Source organism: Pseudoalteromonas sp. NZS127 (assembly GCF_015864805.1).
Taxonomy (GTDB): Bacteria; Pseudomonadota; Gammaproteobacteria; order Enterobacterales; family Alteromonadaceae; genus Pseudoalteromonas; species Pseudoalteromonas nigrifaciens.
Genome location: NZ_JADYWN010000008.1, coordinates 69,813 through 96,174 on the forward strand (window position 1 = coordinate 69,813; position 26,362 = coordinate 96,174).

Genomic DNA, 26,362 nt, shown 5'->3' on the forward strand with positions numbered 1-26,362 from the left:
ATTTTTATACGCCTAAAACCTAGCGCCTAATCGCTTCCCTACAACCTACTTTTAACCCTTACGGATAATAAATAACGTTAATACGCCGGCTATAATTCCCCAGCAGGCAGAGCCTACCGACCACAGGGTTAAATCTGACGCAGTGACTAAAAATGTAATTATGGCGGCTTCGCTATATTGTGAGCTATGCAGTGCTTGCTGCAGGCTTGAAGCAATAGTGCCAAATAATGCAATACCCGCTAAGGCTAAAATTAATGCTTGCGGTAAGCTGGCCACTACGGCTACTAATGTTGCTGCGCACAGCGCCATAATAATATAAAAAACGCCACCGGCTATGCTCGCCCAATAACGTTTATCGGGGTTTTTATCTGCATCTTCACTCATACAAATGGCGGCTGTTATGGCAGCTAAATTAATTGAATAGGTGCCAAATGGCGCTGTTACTAAATTAATAAAACCCGTTACATTAAGTGACGCCGAAATTGGCGCTTTATAATTATGGGCTTTTAGTACTGCAATACCGGGTAAATTTTGTGAGGTCATGGTTACTATATATAAAGGAATACTAATACTAATAAATGCCTGAAAGTTAAAACTTGGGGCTATATAAGCAAAACTACTAGCTTGCCATTGCAAGTTGCTGGTATCAATATGGCCCATATTCCACGCCAGTAATACGCCGGTTATTAGTACACTTAACATAGTAAAACGTGCAAAGTAACGTTTACCTACGCAGTAAACTAATACCATTAAGCCAATCATTAACGGTAATTCGTTCATAAAGTTAAATACGTCAATGCCAAAAGTAACTAATACGCCCGCAAGCATGGCACAGGCAAGCTCACTGGGAATACGGTTCATAACTTTTTCAAACCAGCCCGTCACTCCCGATAAAAATACCAATAGTGCACAGAGCATAAATGCCCCTACGGCCTCATTTAGGTTATAGCCATCGGCGGTAGAAATTAGCAGTGCAGCCCCAGTAGTCGACCACGCTATTAATATTGGCACTTTATAATAATACGATAAAATAATAGAGGTGCTGCCCATTACCAAGCCCAGCATTAAAATCCAGCTGGCTACTAGCTCAGGCGTACCGCCAAGCACAATAACTACCTGGTAAATCAGTGCTACTGAGCTGGTAAAACCAATAATAACGGCCACCAACCCTGCCATTACACGGCTAACTAACTGATCAATCCCTGCCATAAGTTTCTCTATTTATTATTGTTATATTTTTAACATACGTGGCAGTTAAATACTTTGCAATTAGCAAGAGGTCTAATTTGAGTGAAAAATAGTCATGTCAGTTTACAGGCATAAAAAAGCGGCTAATTAGCCGCTTAGGTATTATGTAGTTTACAGCCTAAGCTGTTATTTTTTAGACTACAGATTAATGCACTATCATTTTTCGCTGCACAGCGGGCATTAAGCTTTTACCGTCGCCGTCGGTTTTACTAAGTAACTTTAGCCCCATTATTTTTGCCAATACCGGATAAATATCTAAGTTATTAACTTGCTCAATACTCATACCCTTTTTAAACGCAGGGCCAACAGCTAAAAAGGTTGCTGCCATATCATCGGTATAAGCATAACCGTGGGTGCCTATAGGGCCTGCTTTTTCTGAACTAGCAAATATTGCTGGTGCCGTTGTTTGCACTACAATATCGCCTACACGGGTGCCTTTATTATAATGATAGCCCGCTAACTGCTCAGCCGTTAATACCGTATAACGCCCTTTAGCTGCTTGTTGTAAACGCGCTTTATAGCCCTCAATATCGGCATTAACCGCCTCAGGTTTTGTATAAATAAGTAACCGCGGGCCAGTGTTTTTTACTAAAAAGTTGTCATCTTTAGGTAAACTACTAACTAATATACTTTTAGCTGGATCAAGCTGCGCCATACCATGATCCGACACTATCACTAAGTTTACTTCTTGATCTAATTTGCTTAAACGCGCTTGTAACTGCCCCATTAACTCATCGAGTTGTTTAACTGCATCGCGCGTTTGCATCGCATCGGGCCCATATTTATGCCCCATGCTATCTACCAATGAAAAATAACCTGCAACAAAACGTGGGCGCTGCGCTTTAGGTAAACTTAACCACTGCACTATTTGATCAACCCGGTCTTGATAGTCACTATGCTGCGAGTAATGAAAATAGTAGTCAGGGGTCATGCCGTTAAAACGCGCATCCGACTCAGGCCAAAAATAAACAGCCGATTTAAGTCCCTGCATTTTAGCCAAGTTCCACAACGGCGTACCGCTAACCCAAGTACTATCGGTAAAGCCTTTGCCCATGCTATAGCATTCGTTATTACGGGCTTTATCACAAAATCTATTGTCAACAATGCCATGATTAACAGGGAGTAAGCCGGTAATAATTGAAAGATGGTTAGGAAACGTTTTGGTAGGATAAACCGGAATCAACTTTTGCGCTCTTACACCGCGATCACCCATTGCTTTTAAATTAGGCGCACCATGTTTTTCTATATAATCCCAGCGCATACCATCAATTGATATAAGTACTACCGTTTGCTCTTTTGCGGCAAACGCATTACTCATCCCTAATAAAAGGCAAACCGATATTGCCTTTATAATCCACTGTTTCATTTTAATACCCTGTTTAACATAACGTTTATTTATAAAATATGTGTGCAAATGAGCACGTTTGGCTCATCTCTACCAAAGCGCTAAAAATTAAAAGCTACGCTTTTCGCGCCAGCAAGCTATGCGCCTACAAAGTAACAGCGCGAGGTAAACTCCCGCCTACCTACACAATCACCGCACTTGGCTAACCTTTACCTGACATCTAAAAACCTGCTTTGTAATTCGATCTTAAAGCAATATATTAATTTAAGATACAAACTGATAGATTAAAGCAAATTAATGAAAACATATGACGATGCGCTAAAACTATGCCTGTCATCAACTTAAAAAAGGACAAGATGATGATCGATTTTAGTAAAAAAATAACCCCCGCACGTATGTATCGCACTACCGCTAACTTACAAATGGCACTAGAGAGCGATCGGGGCCGAATTATAAACAGCGCCGCTATTCGTCGCCTACAACAAAAAACCCAAGTGTTTCCGCTAGAGCGCAACGCCGCGGTACGTTCACGCCTTACCCACTCGTTAGAAGTACAACAAGTAGGGCGCTTTATAGTACAACGTATTTTTGCATCGCTAAGTTACCAGCAACAGCAAGACTTCGGGCTCACCGAACTAGAGCGGCCGTTAGAAAGCCTAGTAGAAATGGCCTGCCTAATGCACGATATAGGCAACCCGCCGTTTGGTCACTTTGGTGAAGCCGCCATAAACCATTGGTTTAATAATAATTTAGCAAGTGTAACCCCCGAGCGCTGTAAACAGCCTAACTCTGGTATTGGGGTTGTTTTTAAAAGCCTAGCACACGACATTTGCAGCTTTGAAGGCAATGCCCAAGGCATACGTATTATTCACTCATTACAATTACTAAATTTAACCTACAGCCAAAGTGCCGGTATTTTAAAGTATACCCGCCCTGCCGGGCTCGACAAAAAAGAGATACCACAAAACAAAAACTATTTAATGAAAAAGGTCGGTTACTACTACAGCGAAAAAAACTTTGTAGAAGCACTGCAAACTGCGCTTGAAATTCAGCCGTATTGCCGCCACCCCGCAAGTTATATTATGGAAGCCGCCGATGATATTTCCTATTGCCTAGCCGATATAGAAGACGCCGTAGAAAAAGACATAATAAGCACCGAGCTATTATGCCAAAAGCTTAAAAGTCATTATACAAAAGTACTTATAAACCTCACTATAGACGACAGCCAACATCAAGACTTTGTAAATAAAGCCGTAGACTACGCACTTGAGCGTGCCAACGCACAACCTTATAATTTTAATAGTGAATTTTTTATATACTTACGCGTAGCGCTGCTGCATCCGTTAGTTAATCATGCGGCTAAACGCTTTATTAAACACATAGAACCCATTTATCATGGCGATTTTAACCAAGCACTACTTGAGGATCGCAGCTATTTACACGCACTCACCATAACCCTTAAACAAGTGGCGCTTGAATATGTATTTTCAAACAAAGAAGTAGAAAAACTCGAACTACAAGGCTACCGCATTATTAACGGCCTGCTCGATTGCTACAAACCACTGCTATTATTAAGCAGTGACGATTTTAAACGAGCGCTCAATGGCGATTCACGCTTATTAATAGAATCGCGACTGGTTAAAAAGCTTTCTAAAAAGCACTTAAACAGCTATCAGCACGCCATAGATGCAATGCAAGAAGAGCCTGATCACTTTACCGCCTATGAGTTTTATTACCGCTGCCGGTTAATTCAAGATTATATAAGCGGCATGACCGATCAATTTGCCTACGACGAATATCGCAGCCTAATGGTAATTGAGTAGCCCACAGTAGATATATTTTAAATTAGCGCTTAAAATCAAACTATTGATGCTTAAGCGCTACTGAACTTTATGATAAAAATACTCACACGCCTGACCCTTTGTGTTGCCCTATTTTATAGCTTTAATAGCGCAGCCTATAACCAAGCTATGTGCATACTTATAAAACAAGAAATGCAGCAGCACAGTAATAACAAAACGGGCCGCAGCTACCGCAATGCCGCGCGCGACTATAATAAAAATTGCAATAAGCCGGTAGTAACACCAACTCAGCCAAAACCTAAGCCACATGCTATTGTTAATGATCCAGAGCCGCAGAAGGCACTGCCCGAGCCTATTACTGAGCCGGTTAAAGCGCCTATTGTTGAGCCTTTAAAAACACACTCTGAGACAGACAATACCGCGAGTATTAATACCGAGTTACAAGCAAGCCCTAGTCAAACAAGCCAAGTAACAACTGATGAACCCGTTGCTAATGTAAAAAGCTCAGATATAAAAAGCTCAGATATAAAAAGTACTGATGTAAAAAGCACTGATATAAAAAATCCGGCAGCTAAAAGTACACAGACAAACACGACAGAAATAAGCGCAGAGCCCATCGCAGCAGCACAAAAGCCGGCAAATATAAAACCTACGCCAGTATCAAAACCAAACACCGAAAGCGCCGCCTCACTACTGCTACCTAGCTTATTATTATTGCTAATAGTACTTATTGGCGTAATGGTTTTAGTACGTATGCGCCGCTCTAAACAAAGTAATTCTGAGGTGGCAACAGTACTGCCAACGAGCCCAGCTGCTACCACGCCAGTTACAAAACCAGTAACTAAATCGGCAGTTAAACCAGTAGTTAAATCGGCAGATAAGCCAAACCCTAGCGCCGTAAATACGCAAAATACGACAACAGCACAAATTGCGGCAGAATCTGTTTCAATGCAGCAAATTGATGCCGCGCTGGCAAAACCACAAGCAAGTACTAGCGAGCCAGAAACCGTAGCTAAAACAACAAATACAACATTTAGTAATGAAAAACCCAAAGCTAAAACAAAAGCAGAGCCCAATACCGCAGAGTTTGAAGCCGCGGCTAAAAACACCTTAGAGCGAATAAAAAATGCCAGCGACTTTGCCGAGCCAGAAGTACGCATGTTCGATCCCGATGCACCACTGCCTACTAAAAAGCAGCGCCAACAACAGGTTACTCAACAAGCGCCAGCAGCAATTAATGATCAAACGCCAGCTCAAAATGCAATTGAGCCCGCCAATATCAGCCCAGAGCCAATCATTGCGCAGCAACCAACAACGAATATACACCCCCCTGTAAACAGCACCACAGAGCAAGCAACTTCATTTAATACCGAGCACGAATTTAAAGAGCCCGAAGTGCGTACTTTCGATCCCGATGCACCGCTACCAGGCAGTAAAGCAAAGCCTGTAATAAAAGCAGATACAAACCAACAGCCAGAACCAGTAGCTGAGCCTAAAGAGCAAAATGTGCAAATAGACAACAGCAACCCATTTGCTAACCTATCGCTGGATGATAGCTGGGATCCAAATTCATCGGTAAAACCTAAAATAGCAGAGAAAAAACGTGAACCTAAATCTCAAGCCCTGATCGAAGCCGAGCAGCGTGCTAAAAATATGCAAACTAAAGAATAGAGTTAAAGGTTTTATAAATTAGTTAGTTAAGTGTCAATATAAATTTCAAAAAGTGTATTGGCTCATTTGGGGTTTACTTTTATTGTTGTGGTTTATTAATTTCGGCCAGGGGGTGAGGCTTAATTGTAAAAAGTGCGATATAAAATCGCACCTACAAGTAAATCCAAGTACCAAGCTTGATAGGGCGTATTGACCTTGATACGACCCTAGTGCGGTTTACTTTATCGGGGTCGTATCATCTATCTAAAAGCTAAAGCCCGACACCTAAAAGCTGCTCTTTTGCTAAACCTTACCTTCTAACTTTTGCTGCTCTGCGTGTGATGAACTTACAAGCTGTTTAAAGTAATCGCTTTGTGCTGCGCTCAGTGGCATTTTTTTCCATTGTGCAGTGAGCTCAGTGGCGCGCTGCCCTACCCAATCACTGTGATCCTGATTATTAGCGACAAGCTGCGTCAACATAAGCCCCGACGGAGTTAGCTCTGGCTGTTGTAATAATGGCTTGTAGTGTTGTATCGCCTCACTATAGCCGCTACCAGCTTGATCAAGTAACTCTGCTATAGCATCTAGCTCTGCAAATAGCTGTTCGCTCCAAGCACTGCGACTAAGCTCACCATTAGCAGTTTCTAGCAGTAAATCAGGGCATCGCCCCTGCTCGGTCACACGGGTATGATTGCGTGCCAAGCGCTGTTGTTCTTGCTCGCCAATTTCTGGGCTATCTTGTAATAAGCAAAACAGTAAAAATGTATCTAAAAAGCGAATTTGAGTGTCATCAATACCTAGCGCCAACATGGGGTTAATATCGAGATTACGTACTTCTATGTATTCAACCCCGCGATCGTTCATAGCCTGCAGTGGTGTTTCACCCGCGTGAGTAACACGTTTAGGGCGAATATCGCTGTAGTATTCGTTTTCAATTTGTAAAATATTATCGTTTAGCTGACGCTTTTCACCATTTACCTCAACCCCTATACGCGTATAAGGTGCATGTGGCGTGTGAAGCGCTTGTGTTAAATCGCGGCTATATTCAGCTAAGTTATTGGTACTTACATTTAAACTCGCTTGGGCATCGTTTTGATAGCCAAAACCACTCATTCGCAACGAAGTTGCATAAGGCATATAAAGCGTATCGCTGCCCAAACTGGCTAACTGATGCGCGCGGCCATCAACAAACGAGCGGCTTAACGCAGGAGATGCACCAAATAAATAAAGCAATAACCAACCATAGCGACGAAAGTTACGGATCAGCGCAAAATACTGAGCAGAACGAAAATCAGCAAGCGAGTCTTGGTTACCCTGTAGAGTTTGATACCCCTGCCAAAAGCTATCCGGTAATGAAAAATTAAAATGAATACCCGCAATACTTTGCATAATACGCCCGTAGCGCATATCTAGCCCACGACGATAAGTGTGCTTCATTTGTCCTTGCACCGAGCTACCATATTGAGCAATAGGCACACTATCATTACCTTGAAGCGCACACGGCATACTTGCTGGCCATATATTTTGCGCGGTTAGTTCAGTGGCAGTATAACGGTGTAATTGTTGTAAAAAGTCGAGTGTGTCATCAATACTTTCAACTGCTGGGGTAATAAACTCCAATAACGACTCTGAGTAATCTGTAGTGATATGAGGATGAGTTAGCGCCGAGCCTAAATTATAAGGATGAGGGTTTTGTGCCAACAAACCATCTGTAGTTACGCGTAAGGCTTCCTTTTCGATACCCCTTTTAATATGCGCCAATGGTTGGATCAAATCAGCATTGGCTAACTGTGTTAGGCGTGGAGTTAGGGATAACGTCATAAAAACCTCTGTAATAATTCAGTTAATCAGGAAGTTTCCCTGATCCTTTTTACTTGTGCTGCTTTCGCGCCTTAACCTAGGCATACGATTACTGTGCTAGTAAAAATAAGTAGAGCATTATATTTCTTATGCATTAATAAATAATCCCCTCATTGTGTAAATGACTTTTACTAAGTGGTAATAGTGCCAAAGGCGAAGTGCAAATTTAAAAAGCAATCTAAAAGGTTAAAAACTAAAGCGACTAAGTTGAACCAAAACTCTCACTGTAAATATTAAACCTAAAGCGCGAGCTAAAATGACATCTAAAAATGGCCCTTTAACACCGAGCTTGGCAAGTTTTTAGCAGATCACTAATACCTGCTATTTATAACGCTGGCCCTCCCTATTTAATGAGAATAATGCTACAATATCAAAAGCTAAAAACATTTTTGTGTAAACAAACCCATGTTTATTATCGCTTATTATTTTACCTATTAAAAAATGAAAACCAGTTCATACTTAGCAGCAGAGTAACTACTATCCCATGCTCTAGTGCATAATTTACAATAACGACCTAACCCAGCCCTTAGCTATAAATGAGAATAATATATGTTTTTGATTGATCAAATAATATTGTTAGCCGCGGTATTAATTTTACTGGGTATTGTATCCAGTAAATTATCAGCTCGTCTCGGTTTGCCCGTACTGGTAATGTTTTTAATGGTCGGTATGCTCGCTGGTGAAGATGGCCCCGGAGGCATATTTTTTGACAATGCAGCAGCGGCGCACTCTTTAGGTACGCTCGCATTAGCAATGATATTATTTGATGGCGGTTTACAAACGCCCTTAAAAGCGATAAAAAAAGTCTGGAAACCCGCCTCCGTATTGGCCACCCTTGGGGTACTAATTACCAGCGCAGTAACTGGGGTTGCTGCCGCTTACATGCTTGATATTCCTTTACTACAAGGCTTATTGTTTGGCGCTATTGTAGGCTCAACCGATGCCGCGGCGGTATTTGCGCTGCTACGTAATGCCGGTATTCATTTAAACACCAAACTAAAAGCCACCCTCGAAATAGAAAGTGCCTCAAACGACCCCATGGCAATATTTTTAACCGTAGGCTTACTCGAAGTGTTAGTAAACGACATGAAGCTAGGCACAGGCCTGTTACTCATGTTTGTATCACAAATGGGCTTAGGCGCATTAGTCGGCTTAGCCGTGGGTTGGATCTCTGTTAAATTAATTAATAAAATTCAATTAGTTGCCACCGGTTTGTATCCGGTATTGGTTGCTGCTTGTGGTTTACTCTCATTTGGTATTACCGCAAACATTGGTGGTAGCGGGTTTTTAGCGGTATTTATTACCGGTGTGGTTATTGGCAACAGCCGCTTTGTGTTTCAGCGCAGTACGTTTTTATTCCACGACGGGTTAGCTTGGTTAGGTCAAATTACCATGTTCGTGGTGTTGGGCTTATTAATAAACCCAACCTCGTTATTAGATGTGTGGTTTGAGGGACTGATCATTGCATTAGTGCTTATATTTATTGCGCGCCCTTTGGCGGTTATTCCGGTGTTAGCGCTATTTGGTTTTAAAGCGCGTGAAATCACCTTAGTGTCTTGGGTTGGCCTACGCGGCTCAGTCCCTATTATTTTAGCAATATTTCCTCTTATGTTTGGCTTACCTGGCGCCGAACTCATATTTAACGTAGTATTTTTTGTGGTGTTAATTTCAGCCACACTACAAGGCTCAACGCTTGCCTTAATGGCCCGCAAACTAAAGCTTACTTTACCACCGCCAGTGACTCCCGCAGCCACGTTAGAGATCACTGCTTTAGGCGATGTTGACGCCGATATTGTTGAATACACCATAGGCAAAATGTCACGCGCTGTTGGCCGTCGTTTATCGCAACTAGCACTACCCGATAGCACAGTAATGGCAATGATCAGCCGTAATAATAATATTATTGCCCCGCGCGGCTCTACATTATTACAGGCAGACGATCAGCTATTTATGGTACTAAAACCGCATACCCGCGAGTTTGTTGACTGTGTTTTTTCAAGCACGATTGATCAAGATATTACCGAGCTTTCGGCAAAAGAGCTAAGAGTTAAAGGCAATACCAGTGTGGCCAGCATAGCCTATTCTTACGATATTCATATTGCTGCTGAACCAAACGATACGCTAGAGCAAGTACTAAAAACCTCGCTAAACAGCTTACCTAAGGTAGATGACTTTATTGAACTTGATGACGTAAAACTCACTATTTGTGAAATGGTTGGCGACCGTATTATTACCGTTGGTATTATAATTACCCTAGATGAAAGCCTAGACGAATAAAGGGCTTACCATGGCTTTTAAATAGTAAATTACATTTAATACAGCTATTAGCTAACAGCCTTACACGGCTGTTAGCTTTAAAAGCGCAACGTTAAGGTTGTAGTAACAGTGAGGTAAGTCGTTGCAACCCTTTACCTTTATTAGTTATTTTCCAGGCAATAAATAGATCTTGGCAAGGTCGTTGCTCGGTTAGCTTTACCTCCACTAACTGCCCCGACCCTATATACTGCTCAATTAAACGCTTGGGTAAATAACCAATACCTATACCTGCAATAATAGCCGCAATTTTTTGCGCAACAGAGCTAACAAAAAAGCGCTGGGTGCCCTCTATTATATTTGCCGACCATGGAATTTCTTGCTCTGCAGAGTCGTGTACTATCACACTGCGGTACTGAGCAAGGCTACTCATATCGAGAGGTTGCTGCTGCGTTGCTAACGGGTGCGTGCTATTTACCACAAGTACACTTTGATACTCATCTATTTTAACCGCGCGAATGCCTTTTTGGTTTGGCACTGGCGACGGTGCGCCAATAACTAAATCAACTTTGTCTTCAATCAGTACTTCCCAGCTGCCGTTCATTACCTGTTCTTGTACATCTATTTCAATATTTTCATGCTCTGCTAAAAACTGCTCTATACTGGTAAATATCGGTTTTATATCAATAATCGAGTCAAAAGCAATACGAATTTTTGGCTCCCAGCCATTCGCAATTGTTTGTGTTTGCTCCGATAATGAATTAATCGCCGTAAGCAACTTACGCCCCTCGGTCAGTAAATGTTTTCCCGCAGGAGTCAACACAGCCCGACGACCCTGACGCTGAAACAAAGTAACGTTTAATTGCTCTTCTAATTTTTGTACTATGTAGGATAGCGCCGAAGGTACTTTATTTAATTGCTCTGCGGCTGCCGCATAACTGCCACGATGCTCAATAGCGTCAAGCACCAGTAACGCTTCAATACTAATAGGAGGTGTATTCATGGTTTTTTCATCCAAATAACAACTGTTCAAATTATTTGAACATATAAAGCAAATAATAGGAGTTATTTAATTACAAAACAACAACTACAATAGCTACATACTCAATTAAACATACTTACTTAACATCAATAAGGGTAAAAATTATGACTATTAAAAATATTGCTAACGTTATCACTAAAACTGAACAATCACTGGCTGCAGTACCACTGCGCGTTATTGCTGGTATTATTTTTGCCGCTCACGGTGCACAAAAATTATTTGCATGGTTTGGTGGTTACGGCTTAGAAGGCACAGGACAATGGATGGAATCAATTGGCCTAGCACCAGGGTTTTTAATGGCCTTAATGGCAGGTAGTGCAGAGTTTTTTGGTGGCTTATTTTTAATTGTTGGCCTACTAACAAGACCTGCTAGCTTTGTACTGGCTATCACTATGGTTGTGGCTATATTTACCACTCACATTGATAACGGCTTATTTATGAGCAACAACGGTTACGAATTTGGCCTAGCGCTATTAGCAATCACACTTGCTTTAGTTATCCAAGGTGGCGGTAAATTCTCACTTGATAACGTAATTAACCGTAACTTAAACAAAGCGTAATATTAGTTATTTAAAACACACACCGCATAGCTATGCGGTGTGTGTTTATGCATTTACAGCAAATTAAGGAGTTAATAATGGGACTAATCGTAGACGGAAAATGGGTTGACCAATGGTACGACACTAAAAAATCTGGTGGTAAGTTTGAGCGCCAAGCAAGCCGCTTTACCCAACAAATTTCAAACGCCGCCGATAGCCAATTTAAACCCGAAGCGGGACGTTACCATTTATATGTGTCGCTAGCTTGCCCATGGGCACACCGCACCATGATAATGCGTAAATTAAAGCAACTCGAAAACGTAATTACACTTAGCGTAGTAAAGCCCGAAATGCTCGAAAATGGCTGGGAATTTGGTGAGCACGGCGATCCGCTTTATAACCTAGATTACGCCTACCAATTATATTTAAAAGCCGATGCCAATTACGAAGGCCGCGCCACTATTCCTATTTTATGGGATAAAAAAAACCATACTATAGTTAATAACGAATCATCGGACATCATGCGTATTTTAAATACCGCGTTTAACGAGCTAACCGGCAACACCGACGACTACTACCCGCAAGCACTACAAGCAGAAATAGACAGCGTAAACGAGCGCATTTACAACACGGTAAATAACGGCGTATATAAAGCAGGCTTTGCCACCACGCAAGGTGCTTATAACAGCGCTTACCATGCATTATTCGAAAGCCTAGACTGGTTAGAGCAACGCCTAGCTACACAGCGCTACTTAGTGGGTGAGCAAATTACCGAAGCCGATTGGCGCTTATTTACTACTTTAGTGCGCTTTGATGCTGTGTATCATGGCCACTTTAAGTGTAATCAGCAAAAAATTAGCGAATACCCTAACCTTTATAACTATGTCACTGAGCTGTACCAAGTACCAGGCATTAAAGACACTGTTGACTTGGAATACACCAAAATACACTACTACGCCAGCCACAAAACTATTAACCCCACCGGCGTAGTACCGCTAGGGCCTAAAACACAATTTGAGCAACCGCACGATCGCGACCGCCAGTATTAATCGGGCTTAGAGCTTCGGCAAAATTATGCCGAAGCTCTAAAGTAACTAAACAGCCAGTAAAAATTCACAAAGAGGGTATGAGGCGCTGCGCTTTAGAGAAAAAACAATCCACGGTCAGTTTCCAGTTAGTCCTCTGCTCGCTTTAATACCACACATACAATTATTATTCGCCTCACACAATGAGGCGAATAGTATAACTAATTGCCTCATTGCGCTAAGCCCGAAACCTTTAAATTGTAGGCGGGGGCTTACCTCGCGCCTAGGCTTTTAATTGCAAATTTGAGATATATGTCGCATTGGCGACGGCAACTAAGCGGCTATTACACAAGTAGTAAACTTTCACTCTTCTTGAGTTCAAGTATTAACTAAAATCAACTCAAATAAACGCATCCATATTTGGTAATTGTATTATCTGAGCATTCAGCTCATTTGCTGCTTTATTTATTACTTTTATACATAAATCAATGTGTGCTAACTCTGTAGCAGATAGCTTATTTTTAACAGCAGCAACTTTAGCCGCATCAATAGCCTTTAATACAGACTCAACTGTTTGGCTCATAAGTAGTTGCATGCGGGGTAGCGAAATAGCAAATTCATCAGCAAAATCAGCTAACATATAAGCGGTGATTTCATTAGTAAAGTTGCCTGCGCTTTGTGAATTATACTCACCAACCGACATCGCATAATGCCTTGAAATACTAGTTAGCGGGCTACCCTTATCACGGCCAATATCTGCTTGCCCAATAATAGCCTCTATATTTACCAAGTCGTAAAACGGCGTAAGTTCCAAACCATTTTTACCAACAAAAAAACTGATATTCTTACCGTGAGCATCGTAATTACGCACTAAAATATTAAATGTCATCCAACGAATAAGCTCCGCCTGATACGCCTGCACATTCGTTGTTTTAATATTAAACAGTGTAGGAAAAGAAACACCATTTCGAATATAAATACCATCACCCTCATCGCCATGTTGACGCTCATATTTATACGAAGGAGGTAGATTAGTGGCTTGGCAACCATCAATAACATGACGACGTAATACATAGTTTTGATCCTGTGCAACACGCCTATCAAAGCGATCGATTACAAATACCCGAGTATCGCCATACGTACGCAACTCTACATGGGGAACATTAAGTCCCGACTCCTTTGCCAACAACATAGTAAAGAGTTCATTTACGGCAATGAAAGGAGCTGTGCCTGTTTCAAATTTAAAAATTTTATTGGAACATAACTCCCCTTCACCAAAACCCAATTTACCATCGATTTCGAGTAAATTGAGCTTATCTTGAACGCCAGCAACAGATAGCCGAGTTCGTCCATCCCAAAGGGTGATTGATTCACCAGCCTGTTTAAAGCGTTTAAGCTTTTGACTTAACTCATCTTTAGTTACTTCACGAAAAGATGTTTGTTTTGCAGTATTGTCACTTACTCTAAACGACAAAGCGCCTGACGTTTCCTCGCCAATTACTTTAATTAAACCAAACGTATTGTTTTTAGAAATAGTCGTACTACTAATAATTTCTTCAAGGCCCTTACCCTCCGGCAATAAATTTTGTAAGTAATTACGCACAGCACGAGAATTAAAGTCACCGTTGAGCGGTAAGTGTGGTGAAATAGCAAAACCCTTATTAATCCACTCAGGCTCATAGCTAAATAAAATTTCACTTTCAGAGCCTATATCAAGGGTTATCACACCTATCTTCTGCGTATGACCAATAAACACGTCTAACCTATCTTGTTTAATACCACTGCTCATCGTTCACCTCTTTATTATTGTGGTGCGACGCGTCATCACTAACAAGGCTAAACGACAATCCCAAGTATTCCATCACTTTAAGTACATTAAAAAACTGCACATTAACATCACCTTTTTCTATTTTTATCAGCGTAGGCTTCGAAATGTTTAGTGCTTGCGATACATCAACTAGCGTAAGCTTCATGCCTGTTCGCTTTGAAGTAATCGCTTCAGCGAGTAACACTGACGAAAATGACTTTGATAGATCAGGCATTTCAGTGTGTTTAACCACTCTTCCAAGTGTTTTTTTTTCAGGGGGGTTACTCATTAAAGGTCAACTATAGTTTACTTATATGCTTTATATTAGAATACAGCTATTAAAAGTCAAATTAAATTTACTTTTAGTTGTAATTAATCAGGCAGGAAACCATAAGTAATCTAAAGTTCACTTATGACTCATTTGAATTAGTTTTAGACCCTTAAGTAAAGTATAGATTACCGTAGGCGTTGAGCTTGCTGACGCGAAAAGCGCAGCTTTTAAACTGTAGGCGGGGGCTTACCTCGCGCTTGGGCTTTTAAATTGCAAATTTGAGTTATATGTCGCGTTGCCGACAGCAGTTAAAGCTTTATGTTATTTAACACTTGATTGCAATATAACTTAAATACATCAAATGCTTGCTGCCAATTAAGGCTATTATTCCCATAAACCATAGGTACTACATATTTGTTAAAGCGTTCTTCATATAATGTATTGGTTTGTAGTAAGCTTAAGCCAAACTTCAGTTCAGCAATCGGACTTTTCATAAATTCAGCGTGTTGGTTTGAGTAACGCGTTAAGTCTTCCGCAATAACTTTACTTACCAAAGACATTACGTCAGAGGCACTCGCAAGCCCAGCTTGTTGAATATAATACGTATCATAAATATGGCGTATTAATGCAGGATCATCATCCCTTATATTATCGCGCGCAAAACTTGCTGTTCGCCTCAACATAGAGACTAGCTTTTCCGCTTGTGTACTCTTAATACTCGAAAACCCCATTAGCGCAACTTCAGGAGGCTTTTGAGTGACCTCATTCATTAAAGAGCATATATCTCTACTCACTACTTGATCATAAAGCAAGGTCTCTATCAGCTCTAACTTAATAAACGGCCTTAGGCATGGAACTTTTGAATGTGCTTGAGGATAACGTATATCAATTTGTTGATAACGATATTCATCATAAATAGTAGGGCTGTTTTCTACCGAAAAAGAATTGTGCAGACTAATGGCATTAAGTAATTGAAGATGTAACTCTTTCCTAGCCTTTCTTTTTTGTGTTTTTGAAATATTAGCAAACACATCTGTAGGTATGATTTTAATATCAATGTCTTCAGACATTCGATGAGTTTTAATGCCCGACTTTGTTAATGCGGTACCACCAGAAAAAACCAATAAGTGCGTATCAAAAGACAATTCAGAAAGTAGTTTTAGTAATGCAACAACATAATAATCTTTTTCAACAATAGCAGGGTTACCCATACCAAGAGCATCGGCAACATCTAAAAACAGGTCACTATCAATTAGCATTAATAGCACTATTATTTACGACAATTTTGCGTTTAAAGCGATTATTTGTAATTATTTTCAGAGACGCTGGAATTTGCAAGCTTTCACCATTGATACTACGTTGTGAAAACTCATCAAATTTGTAGTCAACACCTAGCTTTTCAATCGCTTCTAATATAACACCATCAGCTCCCGCAGGAGATGCCGGCATTAACTTACCCGTAATGCGATTTTCTCTCGCTTTAGTGTAAAGCCCATAACCAATACGCAATAAATGACCATTATCAACCAGCTTTTTTAATACCCGGCCAACTTGGTCGTAACCAGCAATATCTGCAAAATCAGCACGATCAAAAACATAACGCTTTGAGCGGTTTATTCTTGTTGTTACTTTACTTGCTATTGTCATAATAAATACCCTCGTTTCTTGTATTAAATATAGCAAATATACGACACCTTAACAACGCAAACATACGACATTTAATAATAGATTGGGTAAGGTAGCTATCAACACTTAATTTGCTGACGCGAAAAGCCTAGCTTTTAAATTGTAGGCAAGAGTTTACCTCGCGTTTAGGCTTTTAATTGCAAGTATTAGTTATATGTCGCGTTGTCGATGACTTTAAAGCTTCCTAATCAACATTAAAGCCTTAATCGTATTGCTATTAGGTACATCAGTGATATCCTATCCACACGCATGATTGAATGGAAGCCTCATGATTTTAAAAGATAAAATACTCACCACCAGTAACTCTGCAAAAATACAAGCAGGCCAAAAACAAGAGCTCGACGTGGCATTTTATTTACGCCGTGCATTTAAAGATCACCCTCAAGTTTTTGTATTTAACGACCTCAAATTTAAACACAACGACGAAACAGCTCAAATAGACCACCTTATTGTATATACCTACGGCTTTATTCTCATCGAATCTAAAAGCATTACAGGGGAAGTAACGATTAATGAACATCAAGAATGGAGCCGAAGTTACCGTGGTAACTGGCAAGGTATGCCCTCACCAATAAAGCAAGTTGAGCTACAACTAGCAGTACTAAAAAGCCTATTACGAGCCAATGCCCCATTATTACTGCCAAAAATATTTGGTAAACTACAACAAGGCTTTGGTGGCCGAGAATGGCAAAGTGTTTGTGCAATATCGAGCAATGCAATTATCAACAGGGATCACACCCCAAAAGCAACAGAAGAGCGGTTAGTTAAATCAGAATTCATAGTTGATAAACTACTACAAATGATGAAACTACCCGCATCGGCACCTAATGCTTTACATTTTTTATCCACTAACGTTAGACCATGGTTTAACGAAGAAAGCCTGGGCAAAATTTGCCAATTTATTTTAGAGAAAAACATATCACTTAGTTCACAAAATCATTCAAATACCACGACACAAATAAATGAACTTAAACCGCCCTATCAACAAATAGTAACGCATATTGAACCTGTTATTGAGGCACAGACCGAGCCTGAAGTAGCACTAAGCAAAGAGATAGTTTTAACGTGTAAACAGTGTAATAGCTCAGCCAGTTTACAACCACGTTCGGGGCGCTATGGTTACTTTGTTACCTGTGGCATTTGCGAAGCTAATACACCAATGAAAGCTCCTTGCCCGCAATGTTCTAACGCCCATACTAAAGCAAGTAAGCGTAAGGATAGTTACTCATTAGTGTGTGGGAATTGTGATGAGACTGTGCCAATTCGGTTTTAGTTATAAAATTTATAATATAACTTAGCCATTTGAAAGTATTGATCTTATTTTCATAAAAATTTGTGTATCATGGCGCTTAATCAAAGCTTTTAGGTTTGCACTTGGTAAAAGTGCGATATTTACCCTTATATGGAAATAAATATATGTTAAAGAAACTCACTATAACTGCCGCTTTCTTATCCATTTTATCTGGTTGTACTATACAAAACTCATTCCCTGTGGAATACCATAAAAAAACAATTGAAAATGTTGAGGTTAAAAATATCGACTCTATTGGTGTAACCCAATGGAGAGATAAAAGAAACCTTGCCACTGTTAAAGATGAATTAGCAGAAAAAGCAGTTATGCGGATGGGCCCTGCAACAATCGGCATGACAAGTGATGGACAGGAATTTGTAAGAGTTGCTGACTTTATAAGAAATGCCTTTATTAATGAGCTTCAATCTTTAGGTGTAAATGCAAAAAAGATTGACATAATACCTGCATCTAGTGATGCGAAGCTATTAAGTAATATTGCAATAAATAATCAAGTAGAAATGTTAATTTCTGCAGACCTTATGAGTTTTGATGTTAATTGTCATGGTGCATGGACTTTAGACTGCAATAGAAATGTTTCTTTTTCACTTTCATTAGTAAATAAGCTAGGGGAAGAATTAATTACACGTGAATTATTTGATGCAACTATGGCCAATAATGAAGGTATGGGAGTTCTCCATAAAACATTATTAGATCAATTAACTAACGAAGTTATGCGCAGCGCTTTAAAAAAAGCTGTAATTAGAACTGTTGAAGAAATTAATAAACAATCTAAATAACTAAAGAAAAAGTCGCGTTGGCGACGGCAACCAAAGGGCGCTCTTTACCAAATTAAAGCGCCGGCCGCCCCTTGGAACCCTACGGCGCCCCGAGGAGCACACTATATCCTCAATTGTAATTAATAATATGAACGTAAACGCCGTGTATTCGCCGTCCACGGCTATCGCGCATTGCCTAAAGGGATTTAGGTACTTGGAATTTGTCGGGAACAAAATTCCGCCATGCGCATCTTATTACCCATCATTAATTCAATTTCGGGTGTGATCACGGGGAATTATCTCAGCATCAGCCTTCAAATTGTAGGCGGGAGTTTACCTCTCGCTTGGGCTTTTAATTGCAAATTTGAGTTTATATGTCGCGTTGGCGACGGCAACCAAAGAGAAGTAACCGCCGACTTCTCTTTGGAATCTCACGGCGCCCCGAGGATCACACTATCTCCTCAATTGTAATTAATGATATGAACGTAACCAGCGTAGATAGGCACAACTTTCACATCCATGTACGCTCCCCAGTTCGGGTATCCTTCCCCTCTCGTTCAAAACTACGTTTTTCACCCTTGGCCAAGCTACGCTTTATCGCGCATTGCCTAAAGGGATTTAGGTACTTGGAATTTGTCGGGAACAAAATTCCGCCATGCGCAGCTATTACTCATCATTAATTCAATTTCGGGTGTGATCACGGGGAATTATCTCAGCATCAGCCTTCAAATTGTAGGCGGGAGTTTACCTCGCGCTTTGTTTTTAGAGCCGAGTTTAATTCGCGTAGTGCTTTGCATAACTCCTTAAAAACTCTGTTTTCTAAATGGGGTTTTCAACCATTGTCTATAGTCTTTATCCAATTGTGGAAAATGCTGATACAGCATATTTTTTAACTCTGCTGCAGTGAGTTTACTGCATGGCGATTTTTGCTCGGCTAGCATGATGCTTTTTAAAAACTGTTTGCCTTTATTAGAATCCATCAAAAAATATATAGCAGCCCAACTGCTCGCATAAAGTTTAGTGTCATCGCCTGTTTGCCACGTGTCATCTAAACCTATCAACCAATTAATAGTAAAAACACTTTGCGCTACGCGCTTATTATTTACCCAGCCAGGATGTGGCTCAACACTAACTAGTTGCATGCTGTTTTTGGTATATTCAAAATACTCAGCTAACCCCTCATTGAGCCAGCGAGGAGTCGAGCCTAATATTGCTTTGTTAACCGCATGCACCGCTTCGTGTACCGCTGTGCGCATAGCACTTTGCTCATTTCTATAATTTATTAAAGCTGAGTTGGTAGAATGAAAATACATACCATCGGTGTTTGTTGGATCGGCCCCGCGCAGTTTAATTGCTTGCTCATAGCTTCTTCGTGTTGCAAATACAGTTAAATTTAACCTTACTTTTTTTAATGCATCAACACCTATAATTTGGCCATACACCTTAAAAACAGTATTGAGCTTTATACGTAACTCTTCAGTAAACGATGGCGGTAAGTTAGCTGCATGTAGCGTTAATTCAAAGTAATCAAGCGGCTCAACAAAATCTGTGTCGAGTGTTGCTACCTCAAAGTCAGGCTTTTTATCACTAAAATGTGGTACGCCATTGCTATCTGTCCAGGTGTAAATATTGCCATTACGCTTATATTTAACTTTACCTAATGATACATCTACACAACGCGTAGTGTCGGCTTGTGGTAAATGGTTTTGCATTGCAGTTTTAGAAGAAAATGACGGAGCGGCAATCGTTTTAATAGCGGTTAGTTCAGACTCTTCAGCCATTTCGATTTTAATTTTTATATCATCGTAAATAGCCCTAACACTGCCAATAGGATCATGATAATTAAATACCCGTCCTGTTAAATGATTAACAATAAGTGCCGATGCAATTAACAGCACAATAAATACAAATAGCACTCGCCATTGTGTGTTTAACATATTTATGGCCGCTTATTCCACTGCTCTTCAAATAATCGTTTTTGCTCACCGCGGTACTCACTGCACCATACAAAATCGGATGACTCCATTCCCTTAGCTCGGCAACGTTTAGGTAAAGTATAAAACTCAGACCAAGCTTTAAGCTTACCTGGGTCGTTATAGCTATCACTATAAAATTGCATATTCGGCATTCTTGTGTGTAATAACGCGTTATTACTAGTGCTATAAACGGAAGATCGTTGATGTGTTCGATTGGTTTGTTTGGGGTTATCACAATGCTTTGCAAGTTCTTCAAATAAAGATTTGAATCGTGCTTTTAATCGCTCACCTTCTTTCACTCTATAGCCTTGACGCAACCGTGAACGTATTGTTTCACGTTCTTTTTCAATTCTGTCGCAGCGACTTTGTGAGTAGGATTCGTATGCTTGAGGTAACGTTGTAAATATGGCAAGTAGTATCAATAAAATCCATTTAATCATTATTTATCCTTAAATTGAGTGCTTTCTTCCTTTGAGCTCCTAGAGTGAATATAAGGGATTGGATATAAAATAGAAACAGATAGTTTAGGGGAATTACTAAGTCGTGCTTTAGCGCAATAGTAAAAGTAATTTTGTAGGCGTTAAGTTTGCTGACGCCAAAAGCGCAACTTTTGAATTGTAGGCGGGAGTTTACCTCGCACTTGGGCTTTCAAATTGCAAATTTGAGTTATATGTCGCGTTGGCGACGGCAACCAAAGAAAGGCAAACGCCGGCCTCTCTTTGGAATCTCACAGCGCCCCGAGGATCACACTGTTTCCTCAATTGTAATTAATGATATGAACGTAACCAGCGTAGATAGGCCATCCGTGGCCTAGCTACGCTTTTTAACAGCATCCATGCTGTAAATTACTCATCATTAATTCAATTTCGGGTGTGATCACGGGGAATTATCTCAGCGTCAGCCTTCAAATTGTAGGCGGGAGTTTACCTCGCGCTTGGGCTTTTAATTGCAAATTTGAGTTTATATGTCGCGTTGGCGACGGCAACCAAAGAGAAGTAACCGCCGACTTCTCTTTGGAATCTCACGGCGCCCCGAGGATCACACTATCTCCTCAATTGTAATTAATGATATGAACGTAACCAGCGTAGATAGGCCATCCGTGGCCTAGCTACGCTTTTTAACAGCATCCATGCTGTAAATTACTCACCATTAATTCAATTTCGGGTGTGATCACGGGGGAGTTGTCTTGGCAGCGGTCTTTAATTCAATAATGAGTTAATGCTTGTTTACAATGCACTTTTTAGTACACTAACTACTGGCAAACAGGGAGTAGTTTTAATGCAGCAAATTGGTATTTACGAGCAGTTAATTACGCAAGTAATTGAGCAAAACTTAAATCGTGATCAATTTTATGTTGGCGAGCGCCAGCTTGAAACGGCCGAAGCGGCAACATGGCTTTCACGCTTTTTAGGTAAACTTGTTGCTCATGCAATTAATGCTATTCCTAATTCAAACGAGCGGTTACAAGAGCAAATTAGCCTTGCTAACAACCTTGTTCTTTGGCTTAAAGATCATATAAAAGATGATGAGCTTATTAACGAAAACCTTATTGATAGCCAAGGCCGAATACTTACTGCACTGTTTAATACCCAAAACCCTATTGCTGCAAATCTTAAAGAATACTCTCACGATATATTCCCGCTAACGGGCCTTACGCAAAGCGAATTATTTAGCGGTGCTAATGCAGGTATATCGCTCGAAACCGAGCTAAAGCGCGAGATAAAATCGTCCGACACTATTTACTGGCTTGTCTCATTTATAAAATGGACGGGCCTGCGCATTTTTAAAAGTGAGCTTGAAGCCTTTACCAAAAGCGGCAATAAACTCAAAGTTATTACTACTTCGTACATGGGCGCAACGGATGCTAAAGCCGTTGAGTTTTTAGCAAACCTGCCAAATACCGAAGTAAAGCTAAGTTATAATAATCAGCAAGAGCGCTTACATGCTAAATCTTACTTATTTATGCGCAATACAGGTTTTCATACAGGTTATATTGGCTCGTCTAACTTATCGCATTCGGCGCTTACCAGCGGCCTTGAGTGGAACTTAAAAATTACCGCGCAAGAAATCCCGCACATAATAGCTAAAACCAAAAGTACCTTTGAAACCTACTGGGAATCAAAAGACTTCGAGCTATTTACAGGCGCAGTTGAGTGTAAAGAAAAGCTAATAAATTCACTTAATGAGCAACGCGGTGTTGGGCAATCAAGCAGCCAGTTTTATTTTGATATAACACCAAAAACGCATCAACTCGCTATTTTAGAAAAACTAAGTGCTGAGCGCAGCGTTCATAATCGCTTTAAAAACTTAGTGGTTGCTGCAACGGGCACGGGTAAAACTATAATATCGGCGTTCGACTTTAAAACCGTTTACGATAAAAACCCAAATGCCCACTTTTTGTTTGTCGCCCACCGCGAAGAAATACTCAAACAAGCGCAAAGCGCTTACCGTGGCGTGCTTAAAAATAACGACTTTGGTGAGCTGTGGGTAGGTAACTACAAACCACAACGTTATAACCAATTATTTGCATCAATCCAAACGCTGAATAGCCAAATTGAATCACTCAATTTAACCAATGATTACTACGACTACATAGTAATCGACGAAGTACATCACGTAAGCGCTGCAAGTTATCGCGCTATATTAAACCACTTTACGCCTAAAATATTACTTGGCTTAACAGCTACGCCAGAGCGACAAGACGGTGCAAATATACTCGATGATTTTTGCGGTGTAATAGCCGCCGAAATTCGCTTACCAGAGGCAATAAATCAGCGACACTTATGCCCATTTCAATACTTTGGACTAGATGACGACACAGACCTAAGCAAAATAACATGGCGAGGCTCTAAAAATGGCGGCCGTTACGATATAAGCGAGCTAAGTAACCTTTATACAGGTGAAAACAACCGCGCTAACAAAATTATAGCCAGCCTTGCCGATATAGTGACCAACGTACATGCTATTAAAACGCTAGCGTTTTGCGTAAGCCAAAAACACGCTGAATTTATGGCCTCTAAATTTAACTTAGCAGGCATAAGTGCCGATGTGCTTACCAGCAAAAATACTAATGAGCGCGCGGCCAAACAACAAGCACTTCGCCAAGGCGAAATACAAATACTCTGTGTAGTTGATATTTTTAACGAAGGTGTCGATATTCCAGAGGTTGATACGCTACTGTTTTTGCGCCCCACTGAAAGCCTAACGCTGTTTTTACAACAGCTAGGCCGTGGTTTGCGCCTGCCCGATAACAGCCAAAAGCAGTGCTGTACCGTACTCGACTTTGTAGGCAATGCTCGCCCAGAATATGACTTTGCGAGTAAATTCCGCGCACTCATTGGTAAAAGTAATCAGCCAATAAAAACCGAAATCGAAAACAATTTCCCGCATCTACCGCTGGGTTGCCGTATAGAGCTACAAAAACGCACACAACAAACAATATTAAAAAATATTCAGCAAGCTATAAACTCTAAACGCCGTTTACAGCAGCTTATAAATAGCTATTCGCAACATACCAATGACGCGCTAACGCTAAGTAACTTTTTACGCATAAACCCACAAGTCACGCTTGAAGATATATACAAACCAAAAGATAAAAAGCTTGGTGGCTGGCACTGGCTTAAAGACGATGAAATTCCAGCAGAACAAGCCGATATTTACGCCGCGTATTACCGCGCTATCAACACCCAATTACTCGGCTGCGACTCGCTCAGCTACTTATGCTTTTTACGTGATTTATGTAATAACAACTTTAGCTTTATGCCAACACCACAAAACCAACAGTACGCGCTTATGGCGCATTACAACTTTTGGGATAGTACAGGCGAAAGTTTAGGGTTTAAAACCCTTGAGCAAAGCTTACAAGCACTTAAACACAAAGAGCTACAGCACGAACTTACACAAGTAATTACGCTATTAATTAACCGCATACACCAGCAAGAAAGCGATTTAGCATGCCTACCTAATCACCCAATAAAATTACACAGCCGCTACACACGCCAACAAATACTCGCCGCGTTTGGGGCGCACTCGTTTGATAAAAAATCGACCGCCCGTGAAGGCGTTTTAGAATTTAAAAATCAAAACCTAGAGCTGTTATTTGTAACGCTCAACAAGTGTGAAAAAACCTACTCGCCCACCACGCTGTATCACGATTACGCTATCAGCCCTACTTTGTTCCATTGGCAAACGCAAAACAGCGCCCGCCCAGAACACGGCCGAGGCCTTAGTTATATTCAGCACCAAAAAACAGGCAAAACCATCCTGTTATTTGTGCGCGAACAAGGCAAAGATGAAAACGGCAGAACTATGGGATTTGTAAACTACGGCGAGGTAAAATACCAACACCACAACGGTAGCCAGCCGATGAATATAACATGGGAGTTAACCAACCCCATGCCAAGTGAAATGTGGTATGAGGCTGGGAAATTAGCGGTTGGGTGAAGTTTAGCTGTCCAGATTTGAATTATTGCAAACTCCCCCAAATATTCTTTCAAGCTCAGATGTCTGTATCTCTATATTATCGTCATTAAATGTATGAGTGATTAACTTGAAAGGGCTATTATTATTATAGAAATTCAAATAAAAAATAGGCTTAGAAATTGAAATAGCATACTCAATTTCCATAATAATCCAAGGGGAGGCTATCGAGTTACCAGCTTCCATTGAATTTTTAGTTTCCAAGAAGATAACAGCACCAGATTGCTCTATTCTCTTTTTTAATACCATTTTAGTATAATCACTTAGTAACTCTCGCTTTAAAAAGTCATTATCACTTGTCCAATCACAATACACCGTCAATCCGTGCATGTTTAAACAAGACTTCAATTTTTTTACTAATTTAGTATCGCGAAAGCTATGGGAAATAAAAACATGAAATGACTTTTTATTTTGAAGTCTATTACCTTCTATTAATTGATACAGGTGTTCGGGAGTACCTATAAAGTCACTTTTTTCTGTTTGATATGGCTTTACTTTTCCTTTAAACTTTTTCCTAAGATTGACATAAAAATCTAACTTTTGGATATGATCAAATGCCATAACTCTGATTTGGTCATTTTTTTCACTATCATTTAATTTTTGAAAAAAAGTTATTACCTTTTTGGTCCTATACTTTTTTAGCTCATTGAATATTTCAATTTTCTCTGTAATTTTTATACCTTTTTTATGGTATGCAGAAATAAAAACATCGATATATAAAGGTTCAACAATTTGAAGATCTTTATTTAATATTTCTTGTTTACTCGCTTGAATAACCTGCCTTTTTTTGGCTTTTTCTAAAAGTTCTTTATATATAGTTTTAGACTTGCCCGCATCATGATTATTCTTATGATTAATTTTATATTCATATGAAAGCATGTGCTTCACTTTTGGCAAACGATAAAAAAACACGTCTGGTTTATCATGAAAGTATCTCTTTTTTTTACCAACTTTGTTGAGGAAAGAGTCTTTACTCTCGTATAATTCATATCTCAACTTCACTTGAGTCCATTCAATCGGAAAAAACAGCTTAAAAAATTCAAGTAAAATGTATTTATCATATTTAAGTGGTAATGCTTTTGAAGTCAAGTCCAAGGGCTTAGAGAGTGACTTTTGAACGCTACGAGTTTGTGATAAATATTTTTTCTTAACAATACCTGTCATGCTTTTCCTATATTATCACCTAGGGTGATATATAAATTAACAGCGAAATTGGTATCCCCAACTTATAAGTTAATTACTTTTCCACTGATTAACTAAAAAATAGCGTGTTTTGATTATAGTTTTTGTGACTAGAATATTTATCGAACAC

The 26,362-nt window shown here is 40.1% G+C and carries 19 protein-coding genes; 8 read left to right on the forward strand and 11 right to left on the reverse strand.

Features of this window, described 5'->3' with window-relative positions:
• Window positions 1–51 precede the first annotated feature (51 nt).
• Complete coding sequence (locus I6E78_RS09475) at window positions 52–1,209, reverse strand: benzoate/H(+) symporter BenE family transporter (protein ID WP_197182349.1); 1,158 nt, start codon at window positions 1,207–1,209, stop codon at window positions 52–54.
• A gap of 184 nt (window positions 1,210–1,393) precedes the next feature.
• Window positions 1,394–2,614 (reverse strand): alkaline phosphatase family protein, encoded by a 1,221-nt coding sequence (locus tag I6E78_RS09480; protein WP_197182350.1) that lies wholly within the window; start codon window positions 2,612–2,614, stop codon window positions 1,394–1,396.
• A gap of 335 nt (window positions 2,615–2,949) precedes the next feature.
• Between I6E78_RS09480 and dgt the strand changes: the two genes are divergently transcribed.
• Both dgt and I6E78_RS09490 read left to right on the forward strand, forming a co-directional pair.
• Entirely contained in the window at window positions 2,950–4,416 is a 1,467-nt protein-coding gene (gene dgt, locus I6E78_RS09485; protein WP_197182351.1) for a dGTPase, read from the forward strand.
• A 69-nt stretch (window positions 4,417–4,485) separates the two neighbouring features.
• On the forward strand, window positions 4,486–6,066 hold the full coding sequence (locus I6E78_RS09490; RefSeq protein WP_197182352.1) for a cell surface protein: 1,581 nt from the start codon (window positions 4,486–4,488) through the stop codon (window positions 6,064–6,066).
• A 282-nt stretch (window positions 6,067–6,348) separates the two neighbouring features.
• Here the strand turns inward: I6E78_RS09490 and gshA are convergent, their stop codons facing one another.
• On the reverse strand, window positions 6,349–7,866 hold the full coding sequence (gene gshA, locus I6E78_RS09495; protein WP_011329747.1) for a glutamate--cysteine ligase: 1,518 nt from the start codon (window positions 7,864–7,866) through the stop codon (window positions 6,349–6,351).
• A 588-nt stretch (window positions 7,867–8,454) separates the two neighbouring features.
• Here gshA and I6E78_RS09500 point away from each other — a divergent pair.
• On the forward strand, window positions 8,455–10,182 hold the full coding sequence (locus tag I6E78_RS09500) for a potassium/proton antiporter (protein ID WP_182684222.1): 1,728 nt from the start codon (window positions 8,455–8,457) through the stop codon (window positions 10,180–10,182).
• 91 nt (window positions 10,183–10,273) lie between these two features.
• Here I6E78_RS09500 and I6E78_RS09505 read toward each other — a convergent pair whose 3' ends face one another.
• Window positions 10,274–11,161: a LysR substrate-binding domain-containing protein gene (locus I6E78_RS09505; protein ID WP_011329745.1), complete on the reverse strand. Its 888-nt coding sequence runs from the start codon at window positions 11,159–11,161 to the stop codon at window positions 10,274–10,276.
• 143 nt (window positions 11,162–11,304) lie between these two features.
• Between I6E78_RS09505 and I6E78_RS09510 the strand changes: the two genes are divergently transcribed.
• Entirely contained in the window at window positions 11,305–11,760 is a 456-nt protein-coding gene (locus I6E78_RS09510; RefSeq protein ID WP_058374694.1) for a DoxX family protein, read from the forward strand.
• 77 nt (window positions 11,761–11,837) lie between these two features.
• Window positions 11,838–12,788, forward strand: a complete 951-nt coding sequence (locus tag I6E78_RS09515; RefSeq protein ID WP_197182353.1) for a glutathione S-transferase family protein — start codon at window positions 11,838–11,840, stop codon at window positions 12,786–12,788.
• Window positions 12,789–13,164: 376 nt separating this feature from the next.
• On the opposite strand, the gene I6E78_RS09520 is transcribed toward I6E78_RS09515, so the two are convergent.
• The 4 genes from I6E78_RS09520 to I6E78_RS09535 form a co-directional block, all read right to left on the reverse strand.
• The gene (locus tag I6E78_RS09520; protein ID WP_197182354.1) at window positions 13,165–14,553 is read right to left on the reverse strand and encodes a HipA domain-containing protein; all 1,389 of its coding nucleotides are present in this window, start codon (window positions 14,551–14,553) and stop codon (window positions 13,165–13,167) included.
• Complete coding sequence (locus tag I6E78_RS09525; RefSeq protein ID WP_231617972.1) at window positions 14,537–14,860, reverse strand: helix-turn-helix domain-containing protein; 324 nt, start codon at window positions 14,858–14,860, stop codon at window positions 14,537–14,539. The genes I6E78_RS09520 and I6E78_RS09525 overlap by 17 nt, the downstream gene beginning before the upstream one ends.
• A 290-nt stretch (window positions 14,861–15,150) precedes the next feature.
• Window positions 15,151–16,101, reverse strand: a complete 951-nt coding sequence (locus I6E78_RS09530; RefSeq protein WP_197182355.1) for a nucleotidyl transferase AbiEii/AbiGii toxin family protein — start codon at window positions 16,099–16,101, stop codon at window positions 15,151–15,153.
• Window positions 16,091–16,489 carry a DUF6088 family protein gene (locus I6E78_RS09535; protein WP_011329741.1) on the reverse strand — a complete coding sequence of 133 codons (399 nt, stop codon included), beginning with the start codon at window positions 16,487–16,489 and terminating at the stop codon, window positions 16,091–16,093. The genes I6E78_RS09530 and I6E78_RS09535 overlap by 11 nt, the downstream gene beginning before the upstream one ends.
• Before the next feature lie 307 nt (window positions 16,490–16,796).
• On the opposite strand from I6E78_RS09535, the gene I6E78_RS09540 reads away from it, so the two are divergent.
• Window positions 16,797–17,801 carry a nuclease-related domain-containing protein gene (locus tag I6E78_RS09540; protein ID WP_197182356.1) on the forward strand — a complete coding sequence of 335 codons (1,005 nt, stop codon included), beginning with the start codon at window positions 16,797–16,799 and terminating at the stop codon, window positions 17,799–17,801.
• 143 nt (window positions 17,802–17,944) lie between these two features.
• Window positions 17,945–18,616, forward strand: a complete 672-nt coding sequence (locus I6E78_RS09545) for a hypothetical protein (RefSeq protein ID WP_089369052.1) — start codon at window positions 17,945–17,947, stop codon at window positions 18,614–18,616.
• A 782-nt stretch (window positions 18,617–19,398) separates the two neighbouring features.
• Here I6E78_RS09545 and I6E78_RS09550 read toward each other — a convergent pair.
• Window positions 19,399–20,532 carry a DUF1570 domain-containing protein gene (locus I6E78_RS09550; RefSeq protein WP_197182357.1) on the reverse strand — a complete coding sequence of 378 codons (1,134 nt, stop codon included), beginning with the start codon at window positions 20,530–20,532 and terminating at the stop codon, window positions 19,399–19,401.
• Window positions 20,533–20,534: 2 nt separating this feature from the next.
• The gene (locus I6E78_RS09555) at window positions 20,535–21,011 is read right to left on the reverse strand and encodes a hypothetical protein (protein ID WP_197182358.1); all 477 of its coding nucleotides are present in this window, start codon (window positions 21,009–21,011) and stop codon (window positions 20,535–20,537) included.
• Window positions 21,012–21,849: 838 nt separating this feature from the next.
• On the opposite strand from I6E78_RS09555, the gene I6E78_RS09560 reads away from it, so the two are divergent.
• A complete protein-coding gene (locus I6E78_RS09560) occupies window positions 21,850–25,014 on the forward strand; it encodes a DEAD/DEAH box helicase (RefSeq protein WP_197182359.1) in 3,165 nt (1,054 codons plus the stop codon).
• Between the two features lie 3 nt (window positions 25,015–25,017).
• Here the strand turns inward: I6E78_RS09560 and I6E78_RS09565 are convergent, their stop codons facing one another.
• On the reverse strand, window positions 25,018–26,214 hold the full coding sequence (locus I6E78_RS09565; RefSeq protein ID WP_197182360.1) for a toll/interleukin-1 receptor domain-containing protein: 1,197 nt from the start codon (window positions 26,212–26,214) through the stop codon (window positions 25,018–25,020).
• Between the last annotated feature and the right edge of the window lie 148 nt (window positions 26,215–26,362).

What these genes read in the sequence shown, in the direction of transcription:
- gshA (WP_011329747.1), bottom strand. Translation starts at nt 7,866, where the DNA reads ATGACGTTATCCCTAACTCCACGCCTAACACAGTTAGCCAATGCTGAT.
- I6E78_RS09510 (WP_058374694.1), top strand. Translation starts at nt 11,305, where the DNA reads ATGACTATTAAAAATATTGCTAACGTTATCACTAAAACTGAACAATCA.
- I6E78_RS09505 (WP_011329745.1), bottom strand. Translation starts at nt 11,161, where the DNA reads ATGAATACACCTCCTATTAGTATTGAAGCGTTACTGGTGCTTGACGCT.
- I6E78_RS09525 (WP_231617972.1), bottom strand. Translation starts at nt 14,860, where the DNA reads ATGAGTAACCCCCCTGAAAAAAAAACACTTGGAAGAGTGGTTAAACAC.
- I6E78_RS09560 (WP_197182359.1), top strand. Translation starts at nt 21,850, where the DNA reads ATGCAGCAAATTGGTATTTACGAGCAGTTAATTACGCAAGTAATTGAG.
- I6E78_RS09550 (WP_197182357.1), bottom strand. Translation starts at nt 20,532, where the DNA reads ATGTTAAACACACAATGGCGAGTGCTATTTGTATTTATTGTGCTGTTA.
- I6E78_RS09500 (WP_182684222.1), top strand. Translation starts at nt 8,455, where the DNA reads ATGTTTTTGATTGATCAAATAATATTGTTAGCCGCGGTATTAATTTTA.
- I6E78_RS09515 (WP_197182353.1), top strand. Translation starts at nt 11,838, where the DNA reads ATGGGACTAATCGTAGACGGAAAATGGGTTGACCAATGGTACGACACT.
- I6E78_RS09490 (WP_197182352.1), top strand. Translation starts at nt 4,486, where the DNA reads ATGATAAAAATACTCACACGCCTGACCCTTTGTGTTGCCCTATTTTAT.
- I6E78_RS09545 (WP_089369052.1), top strand. Translation starts at nt 17,945, where the DNA reads ATGTTAAAGAAACTCACTATAACTGCCGCTTTCTTATCCATTTTATCT.
- I6E78_RS09520 (WP_197182354.1), bottom strand. Translation starts at nt 14,553, where the DNA reads ATGAGCAGTGGTATTAAACAAGATAGGTTAGACGTGTTTATTGGTCAT.
- I6E78_RS09480 (WP_197182350.1), bottom strand. Translation starts at nt 2,614, where the DNA reads ATGAAACAGTGGATTATAAAGGCAATATCGGTTTGCCTTTTATTAGGG.
- I6E78_RS09565 (WP_197182360.1), bottom strand. Translation starts at nt 26,214, where the DNA reads ATGACAGGTATTGTTAAGAAAAAATATTTATCACAAACTCGTAGCGTT.
- I6E78_RS09475 (WP_197182349.1), bottom strand. Translation starts at nt 1,209, where the DNA reads ATGGCAGGGATTGATCAGTTAGTTAGCCGTGTAATGGCAGGGTTGGTG.
- I6E78_RS09530 (WP_197182355.1), bottom strand. Translation starts at nt 16,101, where the DNA reads ATGCTAATTGATAGTGACCTGTTTTTAGATGTTGCCGATGCTCTTGGT.
- I6E78_RS09555 (WP_197182358.1), bottom strand. Translation starts at nt 21,011, where the DNA reads ATGATTAAATGGATTTTATTGATACTACTTGCCATATTTACAACGTTA.
- I6E78_RS09535 (WP_011329741.1), bottom strand. Translation starts at nt 16,489, where the DNA reads ATGACAATAGCAAGTAAAGTAACAACAAGAATAAACCGCTCAAAGCGT.
- I6E78_RS09540 (WP_197182356.1), top strand. Translation starts at nt 16,797, where the DNA reads ATGATTTTAAAAGATAAAATACTCACCACCAGTAACTCTGCAAAAATA.
- dgt (WP_197182351.1), top strand. Translation starts at nt 2,950, where the DNA reads ATGATGATCGATTTTAGTAAAAAAATAACCCCCGCACGTATGTATCGC.